This is a genomic window from Leclercia sp. Marseille-Q4284 (assembly GCF_916618945.1).
GTDB lineage: Bacteria > Pseudomonadota > Gammaproteobacteria > Enterobacterales > Enterobacteriaceae > Enterobacter > Enterobacter tamurae.
In genome coordinates this window covers 1,075,455-1,088,587 of the sequence record NZ_CAKAKG010000002.1, presented here as the reverse complement: position 1 = coordinate 1,088,587, position 13,133 = coordinate 1,075,455, and the positions used below count along the sequence as shown (strand labels likewise).

The following is a 13,133-nucleotide window of genomic DNA, read 5'->3' as shown; positions in this document are numbered from 1 at the left end:
TGCCCGGTGGCGCTAACGCTTACTGGGCCTACGTTCCGAGTAACAATCAACCCTGTCGCAAATTCTGCGCCGCCTTCACCATATTCGCCAGCGCGGCGCGGGTCTCCGGCCAGCCGCGGGTTTTGAGACCGCAGTCCGGGTTCACCCACAGGCGTTCTGCCGGGATACGCTGGGCCGCTTTTTGCAGCAGAGCTTCAATCCACTCCACGCTCGGGACGTTCGGGGAGTGAATGTCGTACACCCCCGGCCCGATTTCGTTCGGGTAGTCGAACTCTTCAAACGACTCCAGCAGTTCCATGTCGGAACGTGATGTCTCGATGGTGATCACATCGGCATCCAACGCCGCGATGGAATCCATAATGTCGTTAAACTCGCAGTAACACATATGGGTGTGGATCTGGGTATCGTCCTTCGCCACAGCGGCGTTGATGCGGAAAGCTTCCACGCCCCAGGCAAGATACGCATCCCAGTCGCTGCGACGCAGGGGCAGGCCCTCACGCAGGGCTGGTTCATCGATCTGGATGATGCCAATGCCCGCCGCTTCCAGATCCGCCACTTCATCCCGCAGCGCCAGGGCAATCTGCTTCGCAAGGGTTTCACGGGTCACATCTTCACGCGGGAAGGACCAGCAGAGAATGGTCACCGGACCGGTCAGCATGCCTTTAACCGGCTTGTCAGTCAGCGACTGGGCGTACTTCGCCCACTCCACGGTGATCGCTTCCGGACGGCTGACGTCACCGATCACCACCGGCGGCTTCACGCAGCGGGAGCCGTAGCTCTGCACCCAGCCGTTCTGGGTAAAGACGAACCCGTCCAGGTGCTCGCCGAAGTACTCCACCATGTCGTTACGCTCGGCTTCACCGTGGACCAGCACGTCGAGACCTAAACGCTCCTGCTCCACAATCGCCTGTTTGATATGTTCAGCGATGCCGGTGCGGTAGTTATTTGCGTCCAGATTGCCCTTTTTGAAGTCCAGACGCAGGCCGCGGATCTCGGTAGTCTGCGGGAAAGAGCCGATAGTGGTGGTCGGCCAGGCAGGCAGGTTAAAACGCGCACGCTGGGCTTCGGCCCGAACCTCATAGACGCTTTGACGCTGGCTGTCCCGGGCGGTAATGGCCGCCAGACGTTTTTCCACCGCCGGGTTGTGGACGCGGGCCGAGTGACGACGGGCCTGGATCGGGGCACTCCATTCGGTAATCGCCGCCGTGTCGCCACTATTCAGCGCATCGCGCAGTAGGGCCAGCTCTTCACATTTTTGCAGGGCAAAGGCAAACCAGCTCTTCACTTCCGCATCCAGCCGGGTTTCAACGCTCAGGTCGATGGGGCTGTGCAGCAGAGAGCAGGATGAGGCCACCCACAGCTCGCGTTTTCCGACAATGTCTTTGATCTGTCCATATTTCTCAGTGAGATCGGCGCGCCAGACGTTACGCCCGTTCACCAGCCCGGCAGAGAGCAGCCAGTCGGACGGCAGGCGTTTGTGCAGTTCCGCCACCTCATCGTTGCCGTGGACCAGGTCCACGTGCAGGCCCTGCACCGGTAGCGTGGTGATGGTGTCGAGGTTCGGCGTGACGCCTTCAAAATAGGTGGTCAGCAGCAGCTTCACCTGGCCCGCGAGGGCGTCATACGCCGGTTTGAAAGCCTCCAGCCACGCCTGCGGCAGCTCCAGCACCAGCGCTGGTTCGTCGATCTGCACCCACTCAACGCCGCGTTTTGCCAGCTCGCCCAGCACCTGCTGGTACACCGGCAGGATCTCATTCAGCAGGCTCAGGCGGTCAAACTGCTCGCCCTTCACTTTGCCCAGCCACAGATACGTCACCGGGCCCAGCAGGACAGGTTTGATCGGGTGGCCCAGCGCCTGCGCTTCGTCCACCTCATCCAGCAGCTGGGTCCAGGTCAGTTTGAACTGCTGGCCTTTGATGAACTCCGGCACCATGTAGTGATAGTTAGTGTTAAACCATTTGGTCATTTCCGCTGCCGCCGCGGGCTCACCGGTTGGCGCACGGCCACGGCCAATGCGGAACAGGGTGTCGATATCCACCGATCCATCGCTGTTCTGATGACGAGCCGGCACGTTGCCAAGCAGCAGGCTGGTGGTCAGAACATGGTCGTACCAGGCGAAATCGCCCACCGGGAGCAGATCCACACCTGCCTGCTTCTGCTGGTCCCAGTGACGAGCGCGCAGTTCGCGCCCCACCGCCAGCAGTTCGTCACGCGTGGCGTTGCCCGCCCAGTAGCTCTCTTGTGCTTTTTTCAGTTCGCGACGAAGGCCGACGCGTGGAAAACCGAGGGTGTGGTTGCGAATTGTCATGATGTGCCCCTTATGGAATTTTCAGGATTTAGCCGTCCAGATGTTTACACTTCCATATTGTAAAGGTACTGTATATTCCTCAAGCGCAAATTGCTCATGGCGAAGTGAAGGACTTTCATGATCGAGATAAAACACCTGAAAACGCTACAAGCGTTGCGGAACTGCGGTTCTCTCGCGGCGGCGGCGGCCACGCTGCACCAGACGCAATCCGCCCTTTCTCACCAGTTCAGCGATCTGGAACAACGCCTTGGCTTCCGTCTGTTTGTGCGTAAGAGTCAGCCGCTGCGCTTTACGCCGCAGGGGGAGATCCTGCTGCAGCTGGCCAATCAGGTGCTGCCGCAGATCGCCAGCGCGCTGCAGGCCTGCCATGAGCCGCAGCAGAGTAAGCTGCGCATCGCCATTGAGTGTCACAGCTGTATTCAGTGGCTGACCCCCGCGCTTGAGAACTTCCGTCAGAAGTGGCCGCAGGTGGAGATGGACTTTAACTCCGGCGTGACTTTTGACCCGCAGCCGTCCCTCATACAGGGCGAGCTGGATCTGGTGATGACCTCGGACATTCTACCTCGCAGCGGTCTGCACTATTCCCCGATGTTTGATTTTGAAGTGCGTCTGGTGCTGGCCCCGGATCATCCTCTGGCCGCGAAAACGCGCATCACGCCGGAAGATCTGGCGACGGAAACGCTGCTGATCTACCCGGTTCAGCGCAGTCGTCTGGATATCTGGCGTCACTTCCTGCAACCGGCAGGCATCAGCCCGCAGCTGAAAAGCGTGGATAACACCCTGCTGTTAATTCAGATGGTGGCGGCCAGAATGGGCATCGCGGCGCTGCCGCACTGGGTGGTTGAGAGTTTTGAACGCCAGGGTCTGGTGGTAACCAAGACCCTGGGCGAGGGATTGTGGAGCCGGCTGTACTCTGCTGTGCGTGATGGCGAGCAGCGTCAACCGGTTACCGAGGCCTTTATTCGCTCAGCGCGGAACCACGCCTGCGACCATCTACCGTTTGTGCGGAGCGCGGAGCGACCCAACGGCGATGTACCCACAGTGAAGCCAGGATCACCGTCCCCCCAATAATAAAGCTCGGCCAGTGCGGTTGTTGCTGCCAGATGGCGAGGTTCACCAGCAGGCCTGCAGGGACGTGGACGTTGTTCATGATCCCCAGCGTCCCGGCGTCCACCTGCGTGGCGCCGTAGTTCCACATGAAGTAACCCAGCCCGGATGCCACGACCCCCAGCCAGATCAGCACGCTCCACTGCAGCGTGGTGGTCGGCAGCTTCTGCGGATTTCCCAGCATGAACCACGCCGCTACCGCCACGATCGCCGCCCCCATATAGAACCAGGCAAAGGCGTTGTGCTGCGGCATCGGGCGGGTTTCCATCAGGCGTTTATAGCCCACCATGCCGATCGCAAAGCTGATATTGGCGAGCTGGACGAACATCAGCCCGGTCCAGAAGTGATCGCTCACTTTGTCGTAGCGAATAATTGCCGCGCCCACCACCGCCAGCGCCGCGCTCAGCAGGTAGCCCCAGCGCAAGCGGCGCTTGCTCAGCAGATCGTAAATCAGGGTGATATAGAGCGGCGTCAGGACGGTAAAGAGCAGGAATTCCGATACCGACAGGTAGACGTACGCCCGGAAGCTGAACAGGTACATGATGCCAAGCTGCATTGCCCCCACCAGCATATAGAGCAGAATGGTTTTCAGCGTTTGCCCGCGCGTACGCAGGAACGGCAGAAACACCAGCGCTGCCAGCCCGACGCGCATCAGCACCGAGAAGTAGCTGTCGACCTGCCCGGCAAGGTATTCGCCGATCAGGCTAAAGGAGAAGGCCCACAGGATAGTGGTGATGGTGAGTAGCGCCACAATGCTTGTCTCTCTGAAAGATGGACAGGCATTGTAGCGAACTCTTCAGTTGACAACTGAACGTTAAATAACCAAATGAAGATTATTCAAGGAACAGCTTCCGCAGGTATTTTGGCACCGCGTTGTCACCGTTGGTGCCGATCACTTCCAGCTCCGGGTGCAGGTCTTTCAGGCGCTGGTGGGCGTTTTCCATAATGCAGCCTTTACCCGCCATGGAGAGCATTTCGGCGTCGTTCATGCCGTCACCAAAGGCGATGCAGTCCTGCAGGTTAAAGCCCAGACGTTTAGCCACTGCTTCGAGAGCATGGCCCTTGGAGACGCCGCCAGCCATCACTTCCAGGCAGGTGAGCGTGGAGAAGCTGACGTTAACCCGGTCGCCCCAGCGCGCATTGATCGCCTGCTCCAGCGGCAGCAGCGCTTCATGGCTGTCGGTGGTGAAGAACACTTTGCTGATGCCTTCCGGCTCCAGCAGGCCCGGTTCATACAGCGAGTAGTTGAAGACCGCCTCTTTGAAGAAACGCATCTCGTCAGGACGGTGGCGGTTCATAAACCATTCATCATCGCGATAGACGTTAGTGATGATATCCGGGTTGTTATGCATGATCGCGAACAGATCGGTGGCGATGTCGCGATCGAGGTTGTGGGTGAAGATCAGATTCCCGTCCAGATCGTGCACGCGGGCACCGTTGGAGGTGATCATGTAGGATTTGATCTCCAGATTATCGCGGATCTGCCCCACATCAACGTGGTGGCGGCCGGTGGCGAAGACAAAATTCACACCACGGGCAGTCAGGAGTTTTAAGGTCTCTTTCGCGTAAGGCGATAAAGTGTGGTCGGGAGAGAGCAGCGTGCCATCTAAATCAGACGCGACAACCTGGTACATAGGAAAATTTAACCTCTGGTGAATATCAGTTATGCCTGCCGAAAAAGTCGACGATGGCGTGGAATGCGACTGAGCGCATGGCGTCCTTTTCGAAAAGGATCTCATGGTACGCGCCGTTTATGACCAGCGGTTGACCCCCTTCGCAAGGGTGACCGGCTGCGGCTCGCAGTTCACAAAAGCGGGTGTGCATACGGTTATCCACGACCCGCTCCTCTTCTGCCTGAAGGATAAGCGTGGGCGTGTCGTCCTGACTGGCGCCCGCCAGGGCCTCTTCCCCTGCCAGAATGCCTTCACGCACCCAGTGGTAGGTTGGTCCCCCGACGCGTAAACGCGGTTCATCGGCATAAAAGCGCAGGTTGCGGCGATAACGCTGCCGACTGTGGGTTAACACGTTAATGGCAAAGGGCAGCGCGCGCCAGCGGCCGGTGCCGATGGCATAGCCTTCACGAATGCGCTGATGGCCCTCAGCCCAGTCGAGAATATGGCGTACCATCCAGTCCGGGAAACGCATGACGATACCAAACATCGGCGCGCTCAGGGCAATAGCATCACACTGGTGCTGCGGGTGGCGCTGTAAAAACAGCGTGGCGATTGCGCCGCCCATCGAGTGCGCCAGGATAAACCGTTTTCGCCACGGACCGGGCTGCACTTCCTGCTGCCAGAAGGCGGCAAAATCGTCGACGTAATCGCTGAACTGACCCACATGGCCGCGGTGCGTGTCGGACAACATCCGCCCGGAACGCCCCTGACCGCGGTGGTCGATAATCAGCACGTCATAACCCAGCCGGAAAAGATCGTATGCCAGCTCGGCATACTTAACGTAACTTTCAATCCGGCCAGGGCAGATCACAATCACCGAATCGTGGGTCTCGGCCCGAAAACGAACAAAGCGTACAGGAACATCATCGACGCCTGTGAACCCGCCTTCCTCGCGCTGGCGCCAGAAATCAGTTAGCGGCCCCATAGAGAAAGCAGCAAAAGCCTTTTCTCGCGTTTCCCAGTCCTTATTCTGCTCAAACATCGGGTTTACGCCCCTGTAAGCCAAGGAATATCGTTTTTTCGTGACAGGTCGTAAAATGACGCAACATTAGCGTATTGTGGCATAAAAATAGACGATTCGGGAGCTTCAAATGACCTTCGAGTGGTGGTTCGCTTACCTGCTGACATCCATTATCCTCAGCCTTTCGCCGGGCTCCGGGGCCATCAATACCATGACCACCGCCATGAACCACGGCTATCGCGGCGCGGCCGCATCCATTGCCGGATTGCAGACCGGGCTGGGTATTCACATCGTGCTGGTGGGTATAGGGCTCGGCACGCTCTTCTCCCGCTCGGTGCTGGCCTTTGAGGTGCTGAAATGGGCCGGTGCGGCCTACCTTATCTGGCTGGGCATCCAGCAGTGGCGCGCCGCGGGTGCACTGGATCTGAATACGCTTGCTCAAACCCAGAGCCGGGGCCGCCTGTTTAAGCGCGCGGTGTTTGTGAACCTGACCAACCCGAAAAGCATCGTCTTTCTGGCGGCCCTGTTTCCACAGTTTATCGTGCCGCATCAGCCGCAGATTATGCAGTACGTGGTGCTCGGCGTGACCACCATTGTGGTCGATATTATTGTGATGATTGGCTATGCGACGCTGGCCACGCGGATTGCGACATGGATTAAAGGGCCTCGTCAGATGAAGGCCCTGAATAAAGTGTTCGGTTCGCTGTTTATGCTGGTCGGTGCGCTGCTGGCATCAGCCAGGCACGCTTAACGGGACAGGATCAGGTGAATACCGAAGCCGGCGAATAACGCGCCGGCAACGCCGTCAATCCACTTCGCCAGACGTTGATAACCGCGACGCATCGACGGAAGCGCAAACAGGCTCGCCACCACCGTAAACCAGGCGAAGGTTTCCAGTACGATCAGCAGGAAAATGCCCCAGCGTGCTCCGGCCCCGACCTCTTCACCGACGAACAGTGAGAATACCGAGCCGAAATAGATAATCGCTTTTGGATTGGCAAGATTGGTCAGCAGCCCTTTCACAAAGCTACGGCCTCCAGCCGCCAGCTCCATTTTTGGCTCAGACGCCCCGGAGTCATCTTTCTTAAACGCCCCGCGCAGCATCTGATAGCCCATCCAGCACAGATACAGACCGCCGCCGACCATGATGATGTTGTGCAGCCAGGCCATTTTATCGAGGATCAGGTTCAGGCCCAGCAGCGCCAGCGCTGCCCAGACCATGACGCCAAGGGTAATGCCCAGCACGCCCATCATCGCCTCTTTACGGGAGCGACTCACCGCCGTTTGGGAGACAAAGAAAAAGTCAGGGCCAGGGCTCATCAGCGCCACGATGTGCACCAGCGCCACGGTCAGAAACAGGGTTAACATAATTAACTCGCGGGGAAATAGTTCAGGGAGTCATCATCCTGACACTTTTTTGCCGGACTGACTACTCCTCATCATCGCCATCCGTATGGGAACGAATCAGCGCCATAAACTCTTTACCAAAACGCTCGAGTTTACGCGTGCCAACGCCGTTGACGCTGAGCATTTCGCTGGCGCTGAGCGGCATCTGCTCGGCCATCTCAATCAGCGTCGCATCGTTAAATACCACATACGGCGGGATATTCTCTTCGTCCGCGATAGCTTTGCGCAGCTTACGCAGCTTGGCGAACAGTTTGCGATCGTAGTTGCCGCCGTAGGATTTCTGCATCACCCGTGGCTTGAGCGCTACCACGCGCGGCACGGCCAGCTGCAGCTCCACGACGCCGCGCAGCACCGGGCGGGCCGCCTCGGTGAGCTGCAGCGCGGAGTGCTGGGCGATGTTCTGGGTAGCAAAGCCGAGGTGGATCAGCTGACGGATAACACTCACCCAGTGCTCATGGCTCTGATCGCGACCAATCCCGTAGACCGGCAGCTTGTCATGGCCCATCTCGCGGATACGCTGGTTATTGGCGCCGCGCAGCACTTCCACCACATAGCCCATACCGAAGCGTTGATTGACGCGGCCAATGGTGGAGAGCGCCTTACGCGCGTCCATCAGCCCGTCATACTGCTTCGGTGGATCGAGGCAGATATCGCAGTTGCCGCACGGCTCCTGGCGTCCTTCGCCAAAATAGTTAAGCAGCACCAGACGGCGGCAGGTTTGCGCTTCGGCAAAGGCGCCCATGGCATTGAGCTTATGGCGTTCAATATCCTGCAGCGCCCCCTGCGGTTTCTCTTCCAGACAGCGACGCAGCCAGGCCATATCGGCCGGATCGTAGAACAGCATCGCTTCCGCAGGCAGGCCGTCACGTCCGGCGCGGCCCGTCTCCTGATAGTAGGATTCGATATTGCGCGGGATGTCGAAATGCACCACAAAGCGCACGTTCGGCTTGTTGATGCCCATCCCAAAGGCGACGGTTGCCACCACGATTTGCAGGTCGTCGCGCTGGAATTTCTCCTGCACGTCGGCGCGAATGTGGTTCTCAAGCCCGGCATGATAGGCCGCGGCGCTGAAGCCCCGGCTCTGCAGACGCGCGGCGGTGTCTTCCACCTTCGCCCGGCTGTTGCAGTAGATGATGCCCGACTTACCGCGCTGCTCCTGGACATAGCGCAGCAGCTGATCCAGCGGCTTGAATTTTTCCATCAGCATGTAGCGGATATTCGGGCGGTCGAAGCTGCTGACCTGAATCAGCGGATCGTTAAGCCCTAGCAGGCGCACAATGTCCTGTCGGGTGGTGTCGTCGGCGGTAGCGGTGAGCGCCATAAACGGCAGCTCTGGGAAACGCTGGCGCAGATGACCGAGGGCCGCGTACTCCGGACGGAAATCATGGCCCCACTGGGAAATACAGTGTGCTTCGTCCACCGCCAGCAGCACCGGGTTCCAGTGCGCCAGATGCTCAAGGAAGTTATCCAGCATCAGGCGTTCCGGGGCGATATACAGCAGACGCACCTGCCCGGTACGGCACCCGGCCATCACGTCCTGCTGCTGCTCGCGGGTTTGGGTGGAGTTGATGCAGGCCGCCGCCACGCCGTTCGCCAGCAGCTGGTCGACCTGATCTTTCATCAGCGAGATCAGCGGTGATACCACCACCGTCAGGCCGTTCATCACCAGCGCGGGAACCTGATAGCACAGCGATTTCCCGCCGCCGGTCGGCATCACCACCAGACAGTCACGGCCCGCAAGGGCGGTGTTAATGATGGTTTCCTGGCCCGGGCGGAACTGCTGGTAGCCAAAGGTTTCATGCAAAACCTGTTTAGCCAGCAACTCCTGATTTACAACTTCCGCCTGCACCACATCAACCCCATTTGCCTGAAATAAAAACAGGCGCTATTTTCAGCGCCTGCGAGAGAAACTTCAACGTTTAAGACAAAAACATTCGAGGAGGCTAGAAAAGATCGTTCAGCATCACGCCTACGCCGACGCGGGTCTGGTTGAAGTTGTAGTCGATCAGCGATTCGCCATAGCCGCTATACACCTGAGTATACAGACGAACATGTTTGGTCAGCGGATAGCTGACGCCCATCTCCGCGCCGCCGTAGCCGGTATTCCAGTTGTACTGGCCCTTCACGCTAAGGACCGCTTCACCCAGCTGATAGCCCACCCGCAGCTGGTAGTAACCCATGTATTTGGTGATATCCGGGTTATCGTCGGTGTTACCCACCACATACCAGGGTTTGACCTCCACCAGCCAGTTGTTGTTTTGCGCCATCAGGCGGGTGTAGAGGCGGTTCCAGCTGCGCGACGTTGGGTCGGAGCGGCCATTCGACATATGGTTATAGCCAAACTCCACGTCCCTCAGCGTCCAGCCCGCCAGCGAGTAATCGGTGGCGAAACCGAGGAACAGCTGTGGCTCATAGTTGGTCTCACGGAACGGCGATGATTCGTCGCTGTTCGACAGCTGCCACCAGGATTTTTGCGTATAGGAGCCACCCAGAATCGAATTCGGCCCGAGAATGCCGCGCCACAGCGGGAAGGCGAGGCTCAGCTGAAACTTCACCTCATCTTTTTGCGAATCGTCGGCCCAGTCATAGGTGCGGATCGCCTCTTTATTGAGATCGCTGGTGGCAGTGTAGATTAGGTAGTTGCTGTCATAGGGATAGAGCGTAAAGGGATTATCGTGCTCTTCCAAAAGGTTAGCGATGATGCTGCCACGTACGGCAGGCACCTCCTGAGTTACCGCTTCCTGTGCGAATGCCACAGAGGGCAGCGTAACCGCCGCCAGGAATCCGGCCTGATAAATGCGCATCGGTGATGCTCTCCTGCTAAAGAGTTTTAATGAAGAATTATTTTGATCCCTTTTAACATATTTCAGTAATAGCCGCTTCACCTGCGCTCTGAATCTGGAAATTCACATTAATGAGGCATAAAATCAACAGCCTTTTAACACTAAGGATGTGACGTGCTATGTCTGCCACGCTAACTGCCGACCAGGCCCTGAAGCTTGTCGGCGAGATCTTCGTCTACCATATGCCGTTCAACCGTGCGCTGGGGCTTGAGCTGGAGCGCTACGAGAAAGATTTTGCCCAGCTGAGCTTTAACAACCAGCCGATGATGGTCGGTAACTGGGCGCAAAGCATTCTCCACGGCGGGGTCATCGCCTCTGCCCTCGACGTTGCCGCCGGGCTGGTTTGCGTCGGCAGCACCCTGACCCGCCACGACACCATCAACGAAGACGAGCTTCGCCAGCGTCTGTCGCGGATGGGCACCATCGACCTGCGCGTCGATTATCTGCGCCCCGGTCGCGGGAATCGCTTTACCGCCAGCAGCAGCCTGCTGCGGGCGGGCAATAAAGTTGCGGTCGCACGCGTGGAGCTGCATAACGAAGAGCAGGTTTATATCGCCAGCGCAACCGCCACTTATATGGTGGGTTGAGAGGGTAAAATCGGGTAAAATTGCGTTACTTTTTTGTAACGGATTTTCCTGATGGATGCTAAACAGACGCGGCAGGGCGTTTTACTCGCGCTTGCCGCCTATTTTATTTGGGGCATTGCGCCCGCCTACTTCAAACTGATTCACTACGTTCCCGCTGACGAAATTCTTACCCACCGCGTGATCTGGTCGTTTTTCTTTATGGTGGCGCTGATGAGCGTAAGCCGTCAGTGGTCAGGGGTGAAAACCCTCCTGAAAACGCCGAAGAAAATTTTCCTGCTGGCCCTGTCTGCGGTATTGATTGGCGGCAACTGGCTGCTGTTTATCTGGTCGGTCAACAACCATCACATGCTGGAGGCGAGCCTCGGCTACTTCATTAACCCGCTGGTGAATATCGTGCTGGGGATGCTGTTCCTTGGCGAGCGCTTCCGCCGGATGCAGTGGCTGGCGGTGATCCTCGCCCTCTGTGGCGTTCTGGTGCAGCTGTGGACCTTTGGCTCGTTGCCGGTGATCGCCCTGGGGCTGGCGTTCAGCTTTGCTTTCTATGGCCTGGTGCGCAAGAAAATCGCCGTGGAAGCACAAACCGGGATGCTGTTTGAAACCCTGTGGCTGCTGCCAGTGGCCGCGATTTACCTGTTCGGCATTGCCGACAGCAGTACCAGCCATATGGGCAGTAATCCGTGGACGCTGAACGTGATGCTGATGGCGGCCGGTGTCGTCACCACCATCCCACTGCTGTGCTTTACCGGTGCGGCAACGCGTCTGCGCCTGTCGACGCTGGGCTTCTTCCAGTACATCGGCCCGACGCTGATGTTCCTGCTGGCGGTGCTGTTCTACGGCGAAGTGCCGGGCGCGGATAAGATGGTGACCTTTACCTTTATCTGGGTGGCACTGGCGGTATTTGTGGCGGATGCGATTTATACCCAGCGCAGGATGCGCAAAGGGTTGTAGAACGATGAAGGCCCGGTAAGCGTAGCGCCACCGGGCATAACATCACAGCCAGTTACGGCGCTTGAAGTAGAGATACGGCGCGAGACCGGCGAGCACCATAAAGATAATCGCCCCCGGGTAACCAAAGCTCCACTTCAGCTCCGGCATAAACTCAAAGTTCATCCCGTAGCTGGAGGCCACCAGTGTTGGCGGCAGGAACACCACCGATACTACCGAGAAGATCTTGATGATGCGGTTCTGCTCGATGTTGATAAAGCCCATCGCCGCCTGCATCAGGAAGTTGACCTTCTGGAACAGGGATTCATTGTGCGGCAGCAGGGATTCGATATCGCGCAGGATCTCACGCGCCTGCTCCAGCTGACCGCCCGGCAGACGCGCCTTGCGCACCAGGAAGTTCAGCGCGCGCTGGGTATCCATCAGACACAGACGCACCTTCCAGCCGATATCTTCCAGTTCTGCCAACGTCGAGAGCGCTTCGTCGTACTCATCGCCCTGATGGCCTTCCATGATGACCCGGCTCAGCTTTTCCAGATCGCTGTAGATGTTCTCAATCTCATCCGCCAGCTGTTCAATTTTGGTTTCAAACAGGTCGAGCAGCAGCTCATAGGCATTGCCGTCCACCATCGCCTGGCTACGGGCGCGCATACGGTAGAGACGGAACGCGGGCAGTTCACGCTCACGCAGGGTAAACAGGCGACCATCGCGGATGGTAAATGCGACGGTGGAGTTACCGGCGTGATCTTCCGCATCTTCGAAGAAGAAAAAGGAGTGGATGTGCAGACCGTCTTCGTCTTCGAAGAAACGGGCCGATGCCTCGATGTCTTCCAGTTCCGGGCGGGTGGCCAGGCTTTGTCCGAGTTCAGATTGTACGCGCAGGCGTTCGTCGTCGTCCGGCTCGACCAGATCCACCCAAACGGCGTCAATGAGGGGTTGTGACTCTTCAGCTTCAAGCCGAATCAGTCGGTTCTTTTCCAGTTGAAATGCGCTCAGCATGACCGGGACTCCCAATGCAAAAAATATCGGACAGTTCGGTGGGCACACAGAAACAAATTGGGTTTCAGACCATTAAACAGCCTGACTCAGCGCGACGGGAATAACTGTCGCTGACAACCACTAAGGGCATCAGCGTGAGGAGATAGCCTTAGGAGTTGTTCCTGAATGACAGGGAATTGAGCCAGCATCTACTGGGTGTGTCCAAGGCGAATGTCCTCTTAGCGTAATCGTGCGCGCATGTTACGCCAGCAGTCACAGCGGCGTCAACACGCAACGAAACGCTGAAGAACTTTAAATGCCCTTCAG

General features: G+C 57.9%; 13 protein-coding genes. 4 read left to right on the top strand and 9 right to left on the bottom strand.

The window, feature by feature from the left end:
* Positions 1-46: 46 nt before the first annotated feature.
* Positions 47-2,308 (bottom strand): 5-methyltetrahydropteroyltriglutamate--homocysteine S-methyltransferase, encoded by a 2,262-nt coding sequence (gene metE / locus LG383_RS19890; protein WP_225759985.1) that lies wholly within the window; start codon positions 2,306-2,308, stop codon positions 47-49.
* A 117-nt stretch (positions 2,309-2,425) separates the two neighbouring features.
* Between metE and metR the strand changes: the two genes are divergently transcribed.
* A complete protein-coding gene (gene metR, locus LG383_RS19885; protein WP_106995915.1) occupies positions 2,426-3,379 on the top strand; it encodes an HTH-type transcriptional regulator MetR in 954 nt (317 codons plus the stop codon).
* Here metR and LG383_RS19880 read toward each other — a convergent pair.
* The 3 genes from LG383_RS19880 to pldB form a co-directional block, all read right to left on the bottom strand.
* Positions 3,267-4,166, bottom strand: coding sequence for a carboxylate/amino acid/amine transporter (locus tag LG383_RS19880; RefSeq protein ID WP_225759984.1), 900 nt, complete (start codon positions 4,164-4,166; stop codon positions 3,267-3,269). The genes metR and LG383_RS19880 overlap by 113 nt on opposite strands.
* An 82-nt stretch (positions 4,167-4,248) precedes the next feature.
* Complete coding sequence (gene yigL / locus LG383_RS19875; protein ID WP_106995917.1) at positions 4,249-5,049, bottom strand: sugar/pyridoxal phosphate phosphatase YigL; 801 nt, start codon at positions 5,047-5,049, stop codon at positions 4,249-4,251.
* Between the two features lie 25 nt (positions 5,050-5,074).
* Positions 5,075-6,070 carry a lysophospholipase L2 gene (gene pldB, locus LG383_RS19870; RefSeq protein ID WP_225759983.1) on the bottom strand — a complete coding sequence of 332 codons (996 nt, stop codon included), beginning with the start codon at positions 6,068-6,070 and terminating at the stop codon, positions 5,075-5,077.
* Positions 6,071-6,179: 109 nt separating this feature from the next.
* Here pldB and rhtB point away from each other — a divergent pair, with 109 nt between their 5' ends.
* Positions 6,180-6,800 carry a homoserine/homoserine lactone efflux protein gene (gene rhtB / locus LG383_RS19865; protein ID WP_106995919.1) on the top strand — a complete coding sequence of 207 codons (621 nt, stop codon included), beginning with the start codon at positions 6,180-6,182 and terminating at the stop codon, positions 6,798-6,800.
* Here rhtB and rhtC read toward each other — a convergent pair.
* The 3 genes from rhtC to pldA all read right to left on the bottom strand — a co-directional run bounded on the left by rhtC (position 6,797) and on the right by pldA (position 10,260).
* Positions 6,797-7,417 carry a threonine export protein RhtC gene (gene rhtC / locus LG383_RS19860; protein ID WP_106995920.1) on the bottom strand — a complete coding sequence of 207 codons (621 nt, stop codon included), beginning with the start codon at positions 7,415-7,417 and terminating at the stop codon, positions 6,797-6,799. The genes rhtB and rhtC overlap by 4 nt on opposite strands.
* 61 nt (positions 7,418-7,478) lie before the next feature.
* On the bottom strand, positions 7,479-9,308 hold the full coding sequence (recQ, locus tag LG383_RS19855) for an ATP-dependent DNA helicase RecQ (RefSeq protein ID WP_225759982.1): 1,830 nt from the start codon (positions 9,306-9,308) through the stop codon (positions 7,479-7,481).
* 91 nt (positions 9,309-9,399) lie between these two features.
* Positions 9,400-10,260: a phospholipase A gene (gene pldA, locus LG383_RS19850; RefSeq protein WP_106995922.1), complete on the bottom strand. Its 861-nt coding sequence runs from the start codon at positions 10,258-10,260 to the stop codon at positions 9,400-9,402.
* A 158-nt stretch (positions 10,261-10,418) separates the two neighbouring features.
* On the opposite strand from pldA, the gene yigI reads away from it, so the two are divergent.
* Positions 10,419-10,886 carry an acyl-CoA thioesterase YigI gene (yigI, locus tag LG383_RS19845; protein WP_106995923.1) on the top strand — a complete coding sequence of 156 codons (468 nt, stop codon included), beginning with the start codon at positions 10,419-10,421 and terminating at the stop codon, positions 10,884-10,886.
* A 51-nt stretch (positions 10,887-10,937) separates the two neighbouring features.
* Positions 10,938-11,834, top strand: coding sequence for an EamA family transporter RarD (gene rarD / locus LG383_RS19840; RefSeq protein WP_225759981.1), 897 nt, complete (start codon positions 10,938-10,940; stop codon positions 11,832-11,834).
* 42 nt (positions 11,835-11,876) lie between these two features.
* Here rarD and corA read toward each other — a convergent pair whose 3' ends face one another.
* Together corA and ysgD are read right to left on the bottom strand one after the other, a co-directional pair.
* Positions 11,877-12,827, bottom strand: coding sequence for a magnesium/cobalt transporter CorA (gene corA / locus LG383_RS19835; RefSeq protein WP_106995925.1), 951 nt, complete (start codon positions 12,825-12,827; stop codon positions 11,877-11,879).
* A 148-nt stretch (positions 12,828-12,975) separates the two neighbouring features.
* Positions 12,976-13,083: a YsgD/CorL family protein gene (gene ysgD, locus LG383_RS23045; protein WP_370635180.1), complete on the bottom strand. Its 108-nt coding sequence runs from the start codon at positions 13,081-13,083 to the stop codon at positions 12,976-12,978.
* Positions 13,084-13,133 lie beyond the last annotated feature (50 nt).

Bases quoted from the DNA above. Each gene is read 5' to 3' on its own strand.
- corA (WP_106995925.1), bottom strand. From the start codon at position 12,827: ATGCTGAGCGCATTTCAACTGGAAAAGAACCGACTGATTCGGCTTGAA.
- yigL (WP_106995917.1), bottom strand. From the start codon at position 5,049: ATGTACCAGGTTGTCGCGTCTGATTTAGATGGCACGCTGCTCTCTCCC.
- metR (WP_106995915.1), top strand. From the start codon at position 2,426: ATGATCGAGATAAAACACCTGAAAACGCTACAAGCGTTGCGGAACTGC.
- pldA (WP_106995922.1), bottom strand. From the start codon at position 10,260: ATGCGCATTTATCAGGCCGGATTCCTGGCGGCGGTTACGCTGCCCTCT.
- rhtB (WP_106995919.1), top strand. From the start codon at position 6,180: ATGACCTTCGAGTGGTGGTTCGCTTACCTGCTGACATCCATTATCCTC.
- yigI (WP_106995923.1), top strand. From the start codon at position 10,419: ATGTCTGCCACGCTAACTGCCGACCAGGCCCTGAAGCTTGTCGGCGAG.
- rhtC (WP_106995920.1), bottom strand. From the start codon at position 7,417: ATGTTAACCCTGTTTCTGACCGTGGCGCTGGTGCACATCGTGGCGCTG.
- pldB (WP_225759983.1), bottom strand. From the start codon at position 6,070: ATGTTTGAGCAGAATAAGGACTGGGAAACGCGAGAAAAGGCTTTTGCT.
- rarD (WP_225759981.1), top strand. From the start codon at position 10,938: ATGGATGCTAAACAGACGCGGCAGGGCGTTTTACTCGCGCTTGCCGCC.
- metE (WP_225759985.1), bottom strand. From the start codon at position 2,308: ATGACAATTCGCAACCACACCCTCGGTTTTCCACGCGTCGGCCTTCGT.